General features: G+C 58.4%; 15 protein-coding genes. 6 read left to right on the forward strand and 9 right to left on the reverse strand.

The genetic code is table 11. The annotated features are described in order from the left end of the window. Positions 1-149: 149 nt before the first annotated feature. The 6 genes from hlyD (at position 150) to D777_RS01030 (ending at position 7,780) form a co-directional block, all read left to right on the forward strand. Positions 150-1,127 carry a secretion protein HlyD gene (gene hlyD, locus D777_RS01005; RefSeq protein ID WP_036127864.1) on the forward strand — a complete coding sequence of 326 codons (978 nt, stop codon included), beginning with the start codon at positions 150-152 and terminating at the stop codon, positions 1,125-1,127. After that, positions 1,124-2,800, forward strand: coding sequence for an ATP-binding cassette domain-containing protein (locus D777_RS01010; RefSeq protein WP_036127867.1), 1,677 nt, complete (start codon positions 1,124-1,126; stop codon positions 2,798-2,800). The genes hlyD and D777_RS01010 overlap by 4 nt, the downstream gene beginning before the upstream one ends. Beyond that, positions 2,793-3,887: an ABC transporter permease gene (locus D777_RS01015; protein WP_036127869.1), complete on the forward strand. Its 1,095-nt coding sequence runs from the start codon at positions 2,793-2,795 to the stop codon at positions 3,885-3,887. The genes D777_RS01010 and D777_RS01015 overlap by 8 nt, the downstream gene beginning before the upstream one ends. 4 nt (positions 3,888-3,891) lie before the next feature. Then, the gene (locus D777_RS01020; protein ID WP_036127872.1) at positions 3,892-4,974 is read left to right on the forward strand and encodes an ABC transporter permease; all 1,083 of its coding nucleotides are present in this window, start codon (positions 3,892-3,894) and stop codon (positions 4,972-4,974) included. Positions 4,975-5,105: 131 nt separating this feature from the next. Then, entirely contained in the window at positions 5,106-6,251 is a 1,146-nt protein-coding gene (locus tag D777_RS01025; protein ID WP_036127875.1) for an HlyD family secretion protein, read from the forward strand. Then, positions 6,248-7,780 carry a DHA2 family efflux MFS transporter permease subunit gene (locus tag D777_RS01030; protein ID WP_036127877.1) on the forward strand — a complete coding sequence of 511 codons (1,533 nt, stop codon included), beginning with the start codon at positions 6,248-6,250 and terminating at the stop codon, positions 7,778-7,780. The genes D777_RS01025 and D777_RS01030 overlap by 4 nt, the downstream gene beginning before the upstream one ends. Here D777_RS01030 and D777_RS18085 read toward each other — a convergent pair. The 9 genes from D777_RS18085 to D777_RS01070 form a co-directional block, all read right to left on the reverse strand. Then, positions 7,748-7,981 (reverse strand): SGNH/GDSL hydrolase family protein, encoded by a 234-nt coding sequence (locus tag D777_RS18085; protein WP_227501622.1) that lies wholly within the window; start codon positions 7,979-7,981, stop codon positions 7,748-7,750. The two genes, D777_RS01030 and D777_RS18085, sit on opposite strands and share 33 nt — an antisense overlap. Positions 7,982-8,043: 62 nt before the next feature. Further along, a complete protein-coding gene (locus D777_RS18090; RefSeq protein WP_051668907.1) occupies positions 8,044-8,250 on the reverse strand; it encodes a hypothetical protein in 207 nt (68 codons plus the stop codon). A 94-nt stretch (positions 8,251-8,344) separates the two neighbouring features. Beyond that, complete coding sequence (locus D777_RS01040) at positions 8,345-8,785, reverse strand: DUF7282 domain-containing protein (protein ID WP_036127880.1); 441 nt, start codon at positions 8,783-8,785, stop codon at positions 8,345-8,347. Between the two features lie 173 nt (positions 8,786-8,958). Then, positions 8,959-10,644 (reverse strand): AMP-binding protein, encoded by a 1,686-nt coding sequence (locus D777_RS01045; RefSeq protein ID WP_081849433.1) that lies wholly within the window; start codon positions 10,642-10,644, stop codon positions 8,959-8,961. Positions 10,645-10,696: 52 nt separating this feature from the next. Next, positions 10,697-11,272, reverse strand: coding sequence for a peroxidase-related enzyme (locus D777_RS01050; protein WP_036127884.1), 576 nt, complete (start codon positions 11,270-11,272; stop codon positions 10,697-10,699). Positions 11,273-11,416: 144 nt separating this feature from the next. Then, entirely contained in the window at positions 11,417-12,325 is a 909-nt protein-coding gene (locus tag D777_RS01055) for a hydroxymethylglutaryl-CoA lyase (protein ID WP_036127886.1), read from the reverse strand. After that, the gene (locus D777_RS01060) at positions 12,325-14,313 is read right to left on the reverse strand and encodes an acetyl/propionyl/methylcrotonyl-CoA carboxylase subunit alpha (protein ID WP_036127889.1); all 1,989 of its coding nucleotides are present in this window, start codon (positions 14,311-14,313) and stop codon (positions 12,325-12,327) included. Before D777_RS01060 ends, D777_RS01055 begins: the two co-directional genes overlap by 1 nt. Positions 14,314-14,318: 5 nt before the next feature. Next, positions 14,319-15,122 carry an enoyl-CoA hydratase-related protein gene (locus D777_RS01065; protein WP_036127892.1) on the reverse strand — a complete coding sequence of 268 codons (804 nt, stop codon included), beginning with the start codon at positions 15,120-15,122 and terminating at the stop codon, positions 14,319-14,321. Positions 15,123-15,138: 16 nt separating this feature from the next. Next, positions 15,139-16,746 (reverse strand): carboxyl transferase domain-containing protein, encoded by a 1,608-nt coding sequence (locus D777_RS01070; protein ID WP_036128232.1) that lies wholly within the window; start codon positions 16,744-16,746, stop codon positions 15,139-15,141. Positions 16,747-16,820: the final 74 nt, after the last annotated feature.

Here is a 16,820-nt window from a genome sequence, read left to right on the forward strand (position 1 = left end):
ACCCGAAGAATGCTTGCTACCGTGGCTTACTCGGCTTGAAAGCTCTGTAATGACGTCGAACCCTGATCTGGCTCATTCCTCTGATCCGGGAATTTCTTTTATGCTTGAAAGTATAGTTCGTGACAGAGTGGTCGCACAGGAGCTGGAGAATGAGGAAGGCAGTTATTGCAGTGGCGGTTCTCACCCTGATTGCCGGCGGTGTTTATGCCTGGTATCGGGCGAAGGCTCCGGAGCATGGTCCTCTGATTCTGTATGGCAATGTGGATGTCCGGGAACTGTCGATCGGCTTCAGGCAGGGTGGCCGGGTTACCGACATCATGGTGGATGAAGGGGACGCTGTCGCCAACGGCGCATTGCTTTCCGTGCTTGACCCGGTACCACTACGAAATGCTCTGAATGCAGCTCGGGCCGAGGTTGCCAGAGCGAAGGCGAGTCTCGCCAAGCTGGAAGCGGGCAGCCGCCCTCAGGAAATTGAACAGGTGCGTGAAGCTGAGCGTCAGGCTCAGGCGGTTTTTTCCAGCAGGCAACTGGAGTTCAGGCGGTTGAGGGAGTTGGCTCAATCCGGCGCGACCAGTCAGCAAACCCTTGATAGTGCCCGCTATGCCCTTGACGAGGCGAGGGCCAGACTCGCGGAGGTGCGGGCCACGCTTTCCCTGCTGGAAGAAGGGCCTCGCGTTGAAGATATCGATGCGGCCAGGGCGCTGCTGGAAGCAGCACAGGCTCGGGCCGCCCAGGCGGAAACCGCAATGTCTGACGCACGGCTGACAGCACCGTCCGATGCGTTGGTGCTGACGCGGATCGTTGAGCCGGGAGCCATTGTACAGGCCGGCAGCCCGGTGTTGAGTCTCGCGCTTCGGGACCCGGTCTACGTGAGGGCTTACGTAAGCGAAGCAGACCTCGGTGGTGTTGCACCGGGTACAGCAGTGGTGGTGTCCACTGACAGCAGCACCCGGCAATACCATGGGCAGGTCGGCTTTGTATCTCCGCGAGCGGAATTCACGCCCAAGACGGTTCAGACCGAAGCATTGAGAACCGAGTTGGTGTACCGGCTGCGAATTGTGGTCGACGACGCGGATGAGCATCTCCTCCAGGGTATGCCCGTCACGATTCGGCTGGCTCAGCCATGACCGCGATTGTCCTTGAGAACCTGAGCAAAACGTTTGGTAAAACCCTGGCTCTGCAGGACATCTCCGGCCAGATCGCTGCTGGCCGTCTGACCGGCCTGGTTGGGCCTGATGGCGCTGGCAAGACAACACTCATCCGAATGATGGCGGGGTTGCTCGGGCCGGATGAGGGCAGTCTCCGTGTTGCTGGCCTGGACCCGGTTACTCAGGGTTCCGCGCTGGCGGAGTCCGTGGGTTATATGCCCCAGCGATTCGGTCTGTATGAAGACCTGACCGTGCTTGAAAACCTCCGGCTATACGCCGAGTTGCGTGGCCTTGCCCGGGCAGATTATCGGCATACTCTGGACCGGTTGCTGGAATTTACCCGGCTGGGGCCATTCACAGATCGCCTCGCGGGGCGCCTCTCTGGCGGTATGAAGCAGAAGCTAGGCCTCGCGTGCTCACTGGTTACCACCCCCGATGTTCTTCTGCTGGATGAACCCGGGGTCGGGGTTGATCCGGTTAGTCGGCAGGATCTATGGCGCATGGTGCAAGCGCTTACGGGCGAGGGTATGGCGGTTATCTGGGCGACGGCCTATCTCGAAGAGGCCGAGCAGTGCGAGGATGTACTGCTTCTCAATGAGGGCCAGTTGCGATTTGCAGGGCGCCCCAAGGAGTTGACTTCGCGACTTGAAGGCCGCTGTTTCAGTCTTTGTGGCAGCAGCGACAAGCGTGCGCTATTGGCTCAGGTTCTAACGGCACCAGGGGTGCGGGATGGAACCATTGAGGGGGATCGAATCCGGGTCGTGATGGACGCAGGGTGTCCGGCACCGGATATCGAGTCGGTGAATGCTGTGATTCCAGTTTCCCCCCGTTTTGAAGACGCGTTCATTGACTTGCTGGGCGGCGGTCCCGGTGGGCAATCGCCACTGGCGGATCAGATGCCGGAGGTTGCCTCAATGGGGGATGTTGTGAGTTGTCAGAACCTCACGCGTCGATTCGGGGATTTCGTAGCCGCAGACAGTGTCATCTTCCGTGTCCGGTCCGGAGAGATCCTGGGGTTGCTGGGTCCCAACGGTGCCGGTAAATCAACCACCTTTAAAATGCTCTGCGGTTTGCTGAAACCCAGCAGTGGAGAGGCAATTGTGGCCGGTAAGGATCTCAGCCGCTTTGCAACGGATGCAAAGCTGCGTCTGGGTTACATGGCTCAGAAGTTCTCCTTGTATGGCCTGCTCTCGGTGCGCCAGAACCTTGCTTTTTACGCGGGCGTGTATGGGCTTCGGGGGCGTGAGAAAAAAGAGCGAATCCGGCAGATGGTGGATGGGCTCCAGCTGGATTCTCTACTGGACAGCGCCCCGGACCAGCTTTCGCTTGGGTTCAAGCAACGCCTTGCGCTGGCCTGTGCCCTGATGCACAGGCCACCCATACTGTTTCTGGATGAGCCGACATCGGGGGTGGACCCCATTACCCGGCGGGAATTCTGGACCCACATAAACGGCCTGGTGGCCAAGGGTGTCACGGTTCTGGTAACCACCCATTTTATGGATGAAGCGGAATACTGTGATCGGGTCGCCCTGATGCACCGAGGGCGCATCATTGCGCTGGATTCCCCTGACCGCCTCAAGGCCCGCGCGGGGCAAGGGGCCAGTATGGAACAGGCCTTTATTCATCTGATTGAGGCAGAGCCCGATGAATAGTCGGCGTTTACTTGCGCTTGTCAGCAAGGAGAGCCTGCAAATCGTCCGGGATCCCTCGGCGATACTGATCGCTTTTGTTCTGCCGGTATTGCTGCTGTTTTTGTTTGCTTACGCCGTGTCTTTGGATATTCGGCAGGTCCATCTGGGTGTTGTGCTTCAGTCGGACAGCGCCCGGGCCCAGTCGCTGGCAGCGGATTTCAGCGGTACTCCCTACTTCAGGGTTGTTCCTGTTCGTCACAGAAAGGAGGTGACGCCGTTGCTCGTCAGCGGTGAGCTCAAAGGGTATGTGCTCATTCCAGCCGATTTTGACCGGCGGCTCTTCCGGGGCGATCCGCTGATTCAGGTGATTACGGATGGTACGCAACCCAATACCGCCAATTTTGTAGCCGGGTACACCCGTGGCGTTCTGGTGAATTGGCTTTCGGATCATGGGTTGCAGGCGCCAATCAGGCTTGATGCCCGATTCTGGTTCAATCCCGAGGTCGAGACCCGGAAATTTCTGGTTCCGGGCGCCATCGCCATCATCATGACGATGATTGGTACGCTGTTGACGGCACTGGTTGTGGCTCGGGAGTGGGAGAGGGGAACCATGGAAGCGCTGCTTTCGACGCCTGCCCGTATTCCCGAAATACTGCTAGGTAAGCTTTTACCCTACTTCGGGTTGGGGCTTGTGGCGACGATGGGCAGTACCCTGCTGGCCATTCATATTTTCGATGTTCCCCTCAGGGGGAGCTGGGCCGCATTGCTGTTGGTGTCGTCTTGTTTTCTGGTGCCGGCCCTGGGGCAGGGCCTTGTCATCTCTGCGTTGGCTCGAAACCAGTTTATTGCTGCCCAGGCGGCGCTATTTTCCGGTTTCCTGCCTGCCTTTCTGCTCTCTGGATTCCTGTTCGAAATTGATGCAATGCCGGCGCCGATCCGATGGCTAACGCACATCGTTCCCGCTCGTTATTTCATCGAAAGCCTGCACAGCGTTTTTCTGGTTGGCGACGTCTGGTCATTACTGTTGCAGGATATGTTCGCCATGCTCGGGCTTGGAACCGTGATGTTTGTGATCGCCCGCGTGAAAACGCGCAAGAGCCTGGAGTGATGATATGAATGCCTCCCGGCTGTTAGCCCAGATCCTGAAAGAGCTGCTGAGCCTGTTGCGCGATCCCAGAGCCAGGGCGATTCTGGTGCTTCCTCCCTTGCTGCAGCTGATGATCTTTTCATTCGCCGCCACGCTGGAGGTTCGGAATGCGACGATTGCGGTCTTCAACGAGGATTCCGGGCAACCGGCAGAGACGTTTGTCAGTGCGGTCACCCATGCCGGTTTTGTTGGCAGAGTCATTCCGGTATTCGATCAGCAGCATCAGGACGACGTGATTGAGCGTGGTGAAGCGTTGTTGGCGCTGCATATCCCAGAGGAGTTTTCGCGCTTGCGGCTGGCAGGGGAAGCGGCACCCGTACAGGTGATTCTCGATGGCCAGCAGGCCAACACGGCTCAGGTTGCGCTGAGTTATTTGCAGGCGATTGCGATGGCCCAGGCCGATGCCGAGGAACCGATTGTGTTGCGTCATGCTTTCAACCCTAATCTGACCTACCAGTGGTACGTGGTGCCGAGTCTGTCGGGCATTCTCTCCATGTTTATTGCGCTGGTGGTGACGGCATTATCCATTGCTCGCGAGCGGGAACTTGGCACCTTTGATCAGTTGCTGGTATCACCCACCACACCGGCGGAGATCATTCTCGCCAAGTGTCTCCCTGCCGTGTTGGTCGGGTTTGTGATGGGCTCGATCATGATCAGTGCAGCCCTGCTGCTGTTTCGTGTGCCCTTTACCGGCTCGCTGTTGTGGCTGGCAGGCGCGCTCGGACTGTTCATGGTGTCCGTTGTAGGTATCGGTTTGATGATCTCCGCGGTCTCCAAAACCCAGCAGCAGGCCATACTGGGGGCTTTTGCCATTGGCGTCCCGATGGTGTTGATGTCTGGTTTCGCAACGCCGGTTGAGAACATGCCTCTGATCCTGCAATGGGTATCACAGGCAATACCGCTGACCCATTTTCTGGTGATTGTGCAGGGCAGTTTTCTGAAGGCGATCCCGGAGAGTGTTGTCCTGTCCCACCTCTGGCCGATGGCTGTGACGGCGCTGGTTACGCTAATGGGCGCGACACTGGTTGTTCAACGGCGCCTGAGCTGATCGCTTCAGAGGGGTAGAGCATTCACGGTTGATTCGAAATTTTGGTTTTACCTGAAAATAAGCATGCTTATAATGTATGACCTTAGAAAAAGGTGACGACATTCGATAGAGCCAGCTTTCGGGAAGCGGACATGAATCAACAGAACGGTATTGCCAGACACCTTGTAACCGGGCCGCAGGCCTTTGGGCGTGTGAACCTACGGTTTGTATTACTGGTGCTGGTGCCTCTAGCCATCGTGGTTTTCTCGGGCCTTGCCTACGTGCTGGGCGGTCGGTATGTGGACTCCGAGAATGCCTATGTTCGAGCGGATATGGTGTCTGTCGTACCGGAAGTCTCCGGAGCCATCACCTCGGTTGCCGTTCATGAAAATCGTCGGGTCGCATCAGGCGATGTCCTGTTTACCATCGATCCTGCCCGTTATCAGATTGCTATTGATCAGGCAGAGTCAGAGCTGGCCAACGTCCGCACCCAGATCGACACCCTCAAAGCTGAGTACGGAGAGAAAGTTCAGCAGCTGCAAACGGCGCAGAGCAATCTGGCGTTTGCACAACGGGAATATCGCCGTCAGGTAGAGCTATCCCGCAGCCATGCGGTGTCGGATTCAATACTGGACAGCTACCGGCATAAAGAACAGTTGGCCGAGCAGAACGTGGAGCAGGTTCGCAAGGGTCTGGATCGCCTTAAGGCGGGGCTGGCAGGTCAGCCAGACATTGCCACAGAAGAGCACCCCAGGTATCGCAAGGCGCTGGCCGCGTTGTCTGCGGCTCGTCAGGACCTGGCTGATACTGAGGTCAGGGCCCGCTTTGACGGAATTGCTTCCCAAACCCCGGTGGTCGGGCAGTATGCAGGTCCCGGTCACCCGGCAATGAGCCTGGTTTCCAGTGGCCGGATATGGGTTGAGGCCAATCTGAAGGAAACCCAGTTGACTCATGTCGAGCCGGGGCAGCCCGTTGTCATCACCGTAGATGCCTACCCCGATCTGGAGCTGGAGGGCCGGGTTGCCAGTATCGCCGGGGCAACGGGGTCAGAGTTTGCCGTGTTACCAGCCCAGAATGCGACGGGTAACTGGGTGAAAGTGGTGCAGCGGATACCGGTCCGTATTGAGCTCGATGAGCTGCCCGGGGAACGATCACTGCGATCCGGCATGAGTGTGACGGTGGACATCGATACCGGTTGGCATCACCGTGGCCCTGAATTCCTGTCGCCATTGACCTCCTGGATGCAGGGCGTGGTTGGTACCGCTCATGCAGCGGAGCAGGCAGGGCCTCAGGGGTGAGCCCTCAGCAAACCCGTGGCGAAAAGGGCCTGAATCGGGGATTAATCACTGTCTCGATCATGCTTGCTACGATCATGCAGGCGGTGGACACCACGATTGCCAATGTGGCGCTGCCCAACATGCAGGGCAGCATGTCGGCGACATCGGAACAGATTGCCTGGGTACTGACGTCCTATATTGTGGCGGCGGCAATCATGACTCCTATGACTGGCTTCCTGTCCGCCCGGATTGGCCGCAAGCGCCTTTTCATCATCTCGGTTACCGGTTTTACCTTAACGTCGCTGCTCTGCGGCGTTGCAGTCTCTCTGGACCAGATTGTGTTGTTTCGCCTGCTCCAGGGTATCTTTGGTGCCGGGTTGGTTCCATTGTCCCAGTCGGTTCTTCTCGACACCTACCCCAAAGAGAAGCACGGTTCGGCTATGGCCATCTGGGGTGTCGGTGTGATGGTCGGCCCGATTCTCGGCCCTACTCTGGGGGGCTATCTGACCGAGTATTACAACTGGCGCTGGGTATTTTTCATTAACCTGCCGGTAGGTATCCTGGCCTTGGCAGGCATCCTCATGTTTGTCCCGGAAACGGAGAAAACGAACCGGCGGTTTGATCTGTTTGGTTTTGCCCTTCTGTCCCTGGCCATCGGTTCCTTGCAGCTTATGCTGGATCGCGGGCAGAGCCTGGACTGGTTTTCCTCTACCGAGATCATTCTGGAAACGCTGGTTGCGGTCGTCTGCTTCTATATGTTCGTGGTTCACATGATGACGGCGAAGGAGCCTTTCCTGGAGCCTGGGCTATTCAAAGACCGGAATCTGGTCATCGGGTTGGTGTTTATCTTTATCGTCGGCGTTATTCTTCTGGCGACCCTTGCGCTGCTTCCTCCGTATTTGCAGAACCTCATGGGATACCCCGTGATCACAACGGGTGAGTTGCTGGCCCCGAGGGGAATGGGAAGTATGGTCGCTATGCTTCTCGTGGGACGTCTGGTAAACCGGATAGACGTTCGCTTGCTGGTAGGCACCGGCCTGACGCTGACCGCCTATTCCCTGTTTGAGATGGCCTTCTTTAATCTTGATATACGGCCTTCGGCGCTGGTGTTTACCGGCATCGTGCAGGGGCTGGGTTTGGGCTTCGTCTTTGTGCCACTCAGCACGATTACCTTCTCCACACTGAATCAGCGCTACCGCACTGAGGGAACCGCCATGTTCAGCCTGATGCGTAACATTGGCAGCAGCATCGGTATTTCCTCAATGGTTGCCTTGGCCGCGCACAACACCCAGGTGAATCATGCAGTACTGGGGGAGCAGCTTACTCCGTTCCGTGAACCGCTCCAGCGGTTGATGGAGAGCAAGGGGCTGGGACTCGGTCCCGACCAGACCCTGGCGATGTTGAATCAGGAGCTGACGCGTCAGGCTGCAGCGATCTCTTACCTTAACGATTTCCGGTTCATGGCGTGGATGACCCTGGCGGTGATTCCGTTGCTTCTGCTGTTCCGTCGGAAACCGTCAATCAATGTGGAGCTTGCTGGCCAGCGCTGAGGCGATGGTCTGGTAACCGCTTGCACTGGGGTGATAGCCGTCAGCGGCCAGCAGTGCGGGGTCAACAACAGTTGGGTAATCCAGATACCTGAAGGCATCCGGCTTCTTTTTCGCCAATTGCTGATAAATGCCATCCAGTTGTCGGGCTCGCCATCCCATGACCTGCCTCAGGGGGGCGGGCAGGGCTGTAAAACGGTGCATCGGGGGCACACTGAGCAACTGAATCGGAGCGGGGTATCGTTCGGTAAGCGTCGTTCTCAGTGCTATTGATGATGCCTCTCAATACCCACACCTGCAGCGGTGGATTCCCCGATCACCAGTAGGCTGAGCCCGGCCTCGCCCTCACCATATTGCCCCCAATTGTCGCCTTGGGCTTCCGGCAACCGTGGGGTGATTCTCCGGGTTCGTTTTCCCTGATACAGGAGCACCGGAAACAGTGCGATTGTGGTAAGCCAGAAGGGAAGGTGCATGGGCTTGTCTCAGTGATGGACTGAGCAAGCATGGTAGCGTGTTTGGTGGTTGGAGGGGAGACGGGCGCGGTGCCCGTCTCAATGCCGGTGGCAATTACTTGGCAGTCACAACCTGCATGATCAGCTTGCCGTCTTTCTTCACCGGGCCGTCTTCCTTGGCGCCGAGAGTGTATTCGAAGGTGCCGGTTTTCATGCCACCGCCTTCGCCGTGGACCATCAGCATGAGCATATCGCCAGACTTGACTTCTTCAGTCAGGATCGCCGCCACGTTCATATTCTTGCCTTTCTTCAAAGGCGCATGGCCAACCACCGGGCCGGGTTTCATGTTCTCGTCGGTACGGTGTACGACGAGCCAGCCGTTCATTTCGGCGTTCACTTTCTTCGCGGTAACGGTGCCACTCGCTACACTCTGGTCGTCCGCCCAGACCTGTGCGCCATCCATTTCCTCATGATGGCCAGCGGTTGCGGTGCCTGCGAGGAATGCACCAGAGACCAGTGCCGCGGTAAGAAAAGAGTTGGTGAGTTTCTTCGTCATGACTATCTCCTGATATCCTGGTTATTGCCCATCGGTTATGTGTGTTTGTGATGGGTGTACTGGAGATACGGAGCAGTCAGCGAATCGGTTGCAGATTTTGTTCAATTATTTGCAGCGAAGGGGACCGACCCTGACATCAGGGTCGGTCGGCCAGGCATTTCCGGCTTGAGGGATTACTTCAACCCCATCTCCTCAATCGAGATCTCACGCATTTTGAATTTCTGGATTTTCCCGGTGACGGTCATCGGGAAGGCATCCACAAATTTGTAGTTGCGGGGAATCTTGAAGTGGGCGATCTTGCCTTTGCAGAATGCCTGAAGGTCGTCGCTGGTCACCTGCTCGGCATCGGGGCGTAGTTTCACCCAGGCAATCAGTTCTTCACCGTATTTTTCATCCGGGATACCGGTTACCTGTACTTCCTCAATGGAGGGGTGGGTGTACAGGAATTCCTCGATTTCTTTCGGGTAGATGTTCTCACCACCCCGGATCACCATGTCCTTGATACGACCAACGATCTGGATATATCCCTCGTCGTCCATGGTGGCCAGGTCTCCGGTGTGCATCCAGCCGGCGTCGTCGATGGCTTCCCGGGTCTTTTCCTCGTTGTTCCAGTACTTCAGCATTACGCTGTAGCCACGGGTGCAAAGTTCTCCGATCTCGCCCCGTGGTACGACGTTGCCGGTGCCCGGGTCCACAATCTTGGTCTCAAGGTGCGGCTGTGTCCGGCCAACGGTGGTGACCTGCTTTTCGAACGGGTCGAGGGAGCTGGTCTGGGTCGATACCGGGCTGGTTTCGGTCATGCCATAGGCGATCTGCACTTCTTTCATGTGCATTTTGCCGTTCACCTGCTTCATGACTTCTGCAGGGCAAATGGAACCTGCCATGATGCCGGTGCGAAGAGTAGACAGGTCATAGCTGTCGAATTCCGGATCGGCCAGCTCGGCAATGAACATGGTGGGTACGCCATACAACGCAGTGGCCTTTTCCTGATGCACGGCCTTAAGCACGGATTTCGGTTCGAAGCCTTCATCGGCGTAGATCATGGTGGAGCCATGGGTAATACAGCCCAGGTTGCCCATCACCATGCCGAAACAGTGGTAGAGCGGAACCGGGATGACCAGGCGATCCTTCTCGGTGTAGCGCTGGCTTTCCGCCACAAAATAGCCGTTGTTCAGAATGTTGTGGTGGGTAAGGGTGGCACCTTTCGGATTACCCGTGGTTCCGGAGGTGAACTGGATGTTGATCGGGTCGTCGAACTGGAGGGTGTCCTGGCGCTTGGTGAGTTCATCCGGGGATACTTCGCTGGCAAAGCCAACAAACTCTTGCCAGGTCCACATGCCGTCGTGGCTGTCTTCGTGGACATTGATCACGGCACGCAGGTCCGCGACGTTCTCGGCCTTGAGTTTGCCTGGGGCGCTGCGCTTCAGCTCTGGCGCGAGTTCATAGATCATTTCCCGGTAGTTGGACGCCTTGAAGCTATCCGCGGTCACCAGCACGCTGATGCCAGCCAGGTTCATGGCGTATTTCAGCTCGTGAACGCCGTACGCCGGGTTGATGTTGACCAGAATGGCACCGACTTTTGCCGTGGCAAACTGGGTCACGGTCCACTCGTAACGGTTGGGAGCCCAGATGCCCACGCGGTCACCGCGTTTTACGCCAATGGCCATGAAAGCACGCGCCGCTTCATTGACCTTTTCTACAAATTCCCGATAGGTCCAGCGGATATCCTGGTGCAGACACACCAGGGCTTCGGTATCAGGGTATTTCTCTGCAGTACGGTCCAGCATTTCGCCAATGGTCATGCCCAACAGGGGCACTTCGGCGGTTCCGCTGGTGTAGCTTGGGAGAGTCTTGCTCATGTCTCTGCCTCCATTGTTTTTGTATTCGAGGGCAAGCAAGTGTGAGTACTTGCTAGCGACTCTGGCTGTGATACTCGGGGTTGGGTTTCATATCGCTGGCTATCGCCACGCGGTTGGACATGTTGTAAAAGCCGATCAGGTTACTCAGGTCCCAGATGGCCCGGTCGCTCAGGCCGGCATCGCGTAGTGTCTGGATGTCGCTTTCGGTGACGGTGGCCGGGGATCGGGTCAGTTGTGACGCAAAGTCCAGCATGGCTCGCTGGCGGGGTTCCAGGCTGGCGGTGCGGTAATTCATGACCATGTGCTCGCCGAGGGTCGGGTCGCCGCTGAGCACTCTTACAGCGGCACCGTGAGCAACCAGGCAGTAGAAGCATTTGTTCTCGGAAGACACCACCACAGCCACCATTTCCCGCTCAAGCTTCGAGAGTTCGCCTTCGCCCAGCATCAACTCGTTGTAGAGCTTGGTGAAGCCCTCGAGCTGTTTGAGGTTCTGGCTGTAGGCCGTCAGCACGTTCGGGATCATGCCGAGTTTTTCCTGGCAGATCTGGAAGTACTTCTGGGTGTCCTCCGGGAGGTCGCTGATCTCGGGGATCGGGAGGTCCAGGGCGACTACATTGTTGTTGCTCATTTTTGGGCTCCTAGCCTTCTGGTCTGGTGCTATGGCCAGCGGGTACAGCTTCCCGGGACGCGCTGTAAATACGTCCGTGTACGCTTGACGGCAGCGTCCTTGCTGCCGACAGTCCCGGGAAGCTACACCCACTGGCCATTCCGTTCATTCGCATTGTCCGCCGAGTGCCTGGCCTACTTTTGAGCCGTTGTGGCGGTTCAATTGGCCGCAGATCCAGTCGCCCGTGGCGACGAGTTTGTCGAGATCCACGCCGGTCTTGATGCCAAGACCATTCAACAGGTACAGCACATCTTCCGTGGCCACGTTACCGGAGGCACCCTTAGCGTAAGGGCAGCCACCCAGGCCAGCGACCGAGGAGTCGATCACCGCGATGCCTTCTTCCACCACCGCATAGAGGTTGGCCAGGGCCTGGCCGTAGGTGTCGTGGAAATGGGCGGCGAGGCGTCCAACCGGGATGTGTCTGGCCACGGCTTCCAGCATTTTCTTGGCTTTCAGCGGTGTGCCGACGCCGATGGTGTCGCCCAGGGAGATTTCGTAGCAGCCCATGTCGTAGAGCGCCTTGGCCACGGTGGCGACCTGGTCCGGCTGGATATCGCCTTCATAGGGACAGCCAAGCACGGTGGAGACATAGCCGCGCACGGGGATGTCGTGCTTGCGGGCCTCTTCCACCACTGGCGCGAAGCGCTCCAGGCTTTCGGCAATGCTGCAGTTGATGTTTTTCCGGGTGAAGGATTCTGAGGCGGCGCCGAATACTGCTACCTCGTTCACGCCGGCGGCCAGGGCACCCTCAAATCCTTTCAGATTGGGGGTGAGGGCGGAGTAGCGAACGCCGGGTTTGCGGGTGATGCCGGCCATAACGTCGGCAGCATCGCCCATTTGTGGCACCCACTTCGGAGAAACAAAGCTGGCGGCTTCGATGTGGCTCAGGCCGCAGTCTGCGAGTCGATCAATCAGGCCGGTCTTGATGTCCGTAGCGATGACCGGGCCCGGCTCGTTCTGTAACCCGTCCCGGGGGCTCATTTCCACCAGGCGAACCTGTTTGGGAAATGCCATTATTCTGCCTCCTCGGTGTCGATGGCGATGAGTTCTGCGCCTTCCGACACCTGATCACCCTCGCCAAAGAAAATCTCGCTGACAACACCATCGGCCGGGGCCTTGATAGCGTGCTCCATTTTCATGGCTTCCATGATGACCAGTGTCTGGCCGGCGCTCACCTTGTCGCCGACCTCGGCCTGTATGGCTACAACAGCGCCATTCATCGGAGCAGCCAGGCTTCCCTCGCCGGCCAGTTCCTCGGCGCCATAGGTCTCGCGGTAGACCTCGCACTTGAAGGTATCGCCTTCGTAGAAGAGCACGAGCTCATCGTTGTGGAGGTTGCCGTGCACGCTCAGACGGTGGCCGTTAATGACCGCCTGGAGGTAATCGTCATCCAGCCGGGCGTTGAGGTGGTACACACTATCGCCGACAAACACTTGGTAGCGGTCATCGCGCTCCAGAATTTTCAGCTCGTGGATTTCCTCGCCGACTTGCAGTTTGAGCGGCTGGGCGTATTCGGAGTTCATGCGCCAGCTGTTCTTTCGGCCGAACGGTGACCACGGGTCTGCCGTGATCTGTTCGTGGGATTTTCTCTGTTCCAGAACAAATCCGGCGGCCAGCACCAGTGCTTTATCCAGATCGAGTCGGGATTTCGGGAACAGCAGCTCTTCGTGGGCACTGATGAAGTTGGTGGTCAGGTCGGCTTCCCGGAACGGCTGGCAGTCCACGGTGGCATGCAGGAACCGGATATTAGTTTTCAGGCCGGCAATCCGGTATTGCTCCAGCGCCTGCACCATCCGGTTGATGGCCTGGTCGCGGCTCTCATCCCAGACAATCAGCTTGGCGATCATGGGATCGTAGTGGATGCTGATTTCGTCGCCTTCCGTCACGCCGGTATCAACCCGCACATGGGCGGATTCATCCGGCGTACTCAGGTAGCGAAGATTGCCCGTGGCTGGGAGAAAGTCCTGGTCCGGGTCTTCTGCGTAAATACGTGCTTCGAGGGCATGGCCCCGGGTTTTGACCTGATCCTGGCTCAGCGGCAGGGACTCGCCCCAGGCCACCTTCAGCTGCCATTCCACCAGATCCTGCCCGGTGACCATTTCGGTGACCGGATGCTCGACCTGAAGGCGGGTGTTCATTTCCATGAAGAAGAAGGAGCCGTCTACGTCATACAGGAACTCGACGGTGCCGGCGCCCACATAATCGATGGCCTGGGCGGCTCGAACGGCGGCTTCACCCATGGCCTTTCGGGTCTCTTCGGTCAGGCCGGGAGCGGGGGCTTCTTCCAGCACTTTCTGGTGGCGACGTTGCACGGAGCAGTCGCGCTCAGCCAGATAAATGCCATTGCCCTGCTGATCACAGAACACCTGGATTTCAACGTGCCGTGGCTGGGTCAGGTAACGCTCGATGAGCATGTCCGGGTTGCCAAAGGCGTTTCTGGCTTCCCGCTGCGCGGCGGCCAATGCCTCGTCAAACTCGGCCATGTTTTCAACCACACGCATACCTTTACCGCCGCCACCGGCAACCGCTTTCAGCAGCAGCGGGAATCCGCACTTTTCTGCCTCGGCGCGGAGTAACTCCGGTGACTGGTCATCGCCATGGTAACCAGGCACCAGCGGTACGCCCGCTTTTTCCATAATCGCCTTGGCGGCGGACTTGGAGCCCATGGCTGCGATAGCCGAAGAGGGTGGCCCGATGAAGGCAATGTTGTTGGCCTCGCAGGCTTCCGCGAAGTCGGTGTTCTCCGACAGGAACCCGTAGCCCGGATGCACGGCCTGGGCGCCGCTCTCTTTGGCAATCTGGATAATTTTCTCGCTGCGCAGGTAACTCTCTGAACTCGGGGCAGGGCCGATGTGAAAGGCTTCGTCTGCCATGGCTACGTGGCGGGCGTCGGCGTCGGCGTCGGAGTAGACGGCAACACAGCGGATGCCCATGCGATGAGCTGTCTGAATGATCCGGCAGGCGATTTCGCCCCGGTTGGCGATCAGAATTTTGCTAAACATTGTTGTTATTCCTCCGGAACCCAATTGGCCTTGCGCTTGTTGAGGAAGGCGCTGAGCCCCTCCTGACCCTCCGCGCCAACGCGGATGTCGGCGATACGGTGCGCGGTGTCGTCTATAACCCCGGCACTGATGTCCTTGTGGCTGACCGCGAATACCAGGTCCTTGGCGGCTTTCATGGCTTCTGGGCCGTTGTTGGCAAGCTGTTTGAGCAGCTCGTTACAGCGCTGCTCCATGGCTTCAACGTCATCGCAGACGAGATGGACCAGACCGTAGTCCTGCGCCTGGGCTGCTGTGAAAATCTCGGCTGAGATGAAGTAGCGGCGAGCCTGTCGTTCACCGATTGCCCGCACCACATAGGGGCTGATAACCGCAGGAATCAGACCCAGCTTGACTTCGCTCAGGCAGAAACTGGCCTTCTCGGTGGCGAGTACGATGTCGCAGCAGGCCGCCAGGCCGACGGCACCGCCGAACGCAGCCCCCTGAACCAGACCAATCACGGGCTTGGACAGGTGGTTGAGCACGTTCATCAGCCGCGCCAGCTCGCGGGAGTCGTCCAGGTTTTCCTGGCGAGTGTTGTCCGCCATGCGACGCATCCAGCCCAGATCCGCGCCGGCCGAGAAGTGTTTGCCTTCGGAACGAAGGATCACGACCTTTGTTTCGGAGTCTGACTCGACGCCGTTCAGCGCCTGAATCAGTTGCTGAATAATGACGTCGTCGAAGGCGTTGCGCTTGTCCGGTCGGTTCAGTACAACCTCGGTCACTCCGGCTTCGCGGCGGTTAAGTAGAACCGCATTTTCCTGTTCTGACATGGTTACACTCCCCCGATCACATGCGGAACACGCCGAAGCGGGAAGGCTTCGCGGGTCGGTTCAAGGTGGCGGAGAGGCTCAGGGCAACGACTTCCCGGGTCTGGGCCGGGTCGATCACACCGTCGTCCCACAGGCGGGCGCTGGCGTAGTAGGGGTGGCCCTGATGCTCGTACTTGTCGGCGATGGGCTTCTTGAACGCTGCTTCGTCTTCTTCGCTCCAGGTTTCCCCCTTACGCTCCATGCCTTCGCGGCGTACCTGAGCCATCACACCGGCGGCCTGTTCGCCACCCATCACGGAGATGCGGGCATTGGGCCACATCCACAGGAAGTCCGGGCTGTATGCACGGCCACACATGCCATAATTGCCGGCGCCGTAGCTGCCGCCGATGAGCACGGTAATCTTGGGCACATTGGCGCAGGCCACGGCCATGACCATCTTGGCGCCGTGCTTGGCGATACCCTCGGCTTCGTATTTCTGGCCGACCATGAAACCGGTGATGTTCTGCAGGAACAGCAGCGGGATGTTGCGTTGGCAGCACAGCTCAATGAAGTGAGCGCCTTTCTGGGCAGACTCGCTGAACAGGATGCCGTTGTTGGCAATGATGCCGACCGGGTAGCCGTGAATATGTGCAAAGCCGGTCACCAGTGTCTGGCCGTAGTAGCGTTTGAATTCGTCAAACTCGGAGCCGTCGACGATGCGGGCAATCACGTCACGTACGTCGAACTGCTTGCGCAGGTCGGTGCCGACGATGCCGTAAATCTCTTCTTCGTCGTACAGCGGTGCCCGGGGCTTCTGGACTTCCACCGGAACCGGCTTGCGGCGGTTCAGGTTGGCGACGCAGCGACGAGCGATTTCCAGTGCGTGGGCATCGTTTTCGGCATAATGGTCGGCAACGCCGGAGGTTTTACAGTGCACATCGGCACCGCCCAGGTCTTCGGCGCTGACGACTTCACCGGTGGCGGCTTTTACCAGCGGCGGGCCGGCGAGGAAGATGGTGCCCTGGTTGCGCACGATGATGGATTCGTCTGCCATGGCGGGCACGTAGGCGCCACCGGCAGTACACAGGCCCATGACAACAGCAATCTGCGGAATGTCGTCGGCAGACATGCGGGCCTGGTTGTAGAAGATGCGGCCGAAGTGGTCGCGATCCGGGAACACTTCGTCCTGGCGGGGCAGGTTGGCGCCGCCGGAGTCTACGAGGTAGATGCAGGGAAGCCGGTTCTGGAGGGCAATTTCCTGGGCCCGCAGGTGTTTTTTGACGGTTAGCGGGTAGTAGCTGCCGCCTTTCACGGTGGCATCGTTAGCGATGATCATGCACTCGGTGCCGGATACACGGCCGATGCCGGCGACAACGCCTGCCGCGGGGACTTCCTCGTCGTAGACGTTATAGGCGGCGAACTGGCCGACTTCCAGGAATGGGGAGCCGTCATCAAGGAGGCGGTTAATGCGCTCTCTGGGGAGCAGCTTGCCTCGGGCGACGTGACGTTCCTGGTAGGAGGGGCCGCCGCCTTGCTGGATTTTGGAAACTTGTTCCCGAAGGTCTGCGACGGCTTCGGCCATGGACGCTTTGTTGGCCTGAAACTCTTCGGCTCTTGGATTAATTTTGCTTTGTAGCACGGTCATGTCAGTGGCTCCCTTGCTTTGGGGGCTGCGGTGCAGGCGTACTGGCATTCCGGGAACCGCTACGGGCACATCCA

This window comes from Marinobacter nitratireducens (assembly GCF_000708045.1).
GTDB classification, from domain to species: Bacteria; Pseudomonadota; Gammaproteobacteria; order Pseudomonadales; family Oleiphilaceae; genus Marinobacter; species Marinobacter nitratireducens.

Excerpts from the sequence above, each read along its gene's own strand:
- hlyD (WP_036127864.1), top strand. The coding sequence starts at position 150 with ATGAGGAAGGCAGTTATTGCAGTGGCGGTTCTCACCCTGATTGCCGGC.
- D777_RS01010 (WP_036127867.1), top strand. The coding sequence starts at position 1,124 with ATGACCGCGATTGTCCTTGAGAACCTGAGCAAAACGTTTGGTAAAACC.
- D777_RS01015 (WP_036127869.1), top strand. The coding sequence starts at position 2,793 with ATGAATAGTCGGCGTTTACTTGCGCTTGTCAGCAAGGAGAGCCTGCAA.
- D777_RS01020 (WP_036127872.1), top strand. The coding sequence starts at position 3,892 with ATGAATGCCTCCCGGCTGTTAGCCCAGATCCTGAAAGAGCTGCTGAGC.
- D777_RS01025 (WP_036127875.1), top strand. The coding sequence starts at position 5,106 with ATGAATCAACAGAACGGTATTGCCAGACACCTTGTAACCGGGCCGCAG.
- D777_RS18085 (WP_227501622.1), bottom strand. The coding sequence starts at position 7,981 with ATGCACCGTTTTACAGCCCTGCCCGCCCCCCTGAGGCAGGTCATGGGA.
- D777_RS18090 (WP_051668907.1), bottom strand. The coding sequence starts at position 8,250 with ATGCACCTTCCCTTCTGGCTTACCACAATCGCACTGTTTCCGGTGCTC.
- D777_RS01040 (WP_036127880.1), bottom strand. The coding sequence starts at position 8,785 with ATGACGAAGAAACTCACCAACTCTTTTCTTACCGCGGCACTGGTCTCT.
- D777_RS01045 (WP_081849433.1), bottom strand. The coding sequence starts at position 10,644 with ATGAGCAAGACTCTCCCAAGCTACACCAGCGGAACCGCCGAAGTGCCC.
- D777_RS01050 (WP_036127884.1), bottom strand. The coding sequence starts at position 11,272 with ATGAGCAACAACAATGTAGTCGCCCTGGACCTCCCGATCCCCGAGATC.
- D777_RS01055 (WP_036127886.1), bottom strand. The coding sequence starts at position 12,325 with ATGGCATTTCCCAAACAGGTTCGCCTGGTGGAAATGAGCCCCCGGGAC.
- D777_RS01060 (WP_036127889.1), bottom strand. The coding sequence starts at position 14,313 with ATGTTTAGCAAAATTCTGATCGCCAACCGGGGCGAAATCGCCTGCCGG.
- D777_RS01065 (WP_036127892.1), bottom strand. The coding sequence starts at position 15,122 with ATGTCAGAACAGGAAAATGCGGTTCTACTTAACCGCCGCGAAGCCGGA.
- D777_RS01070 (WP_036128232.1), bottom strand. The coding sequence starts at position 16,746 with ATGACCGTGCTACAAAGCAAAATTAATCCAAGAGCCGAAGAGTTTCAG.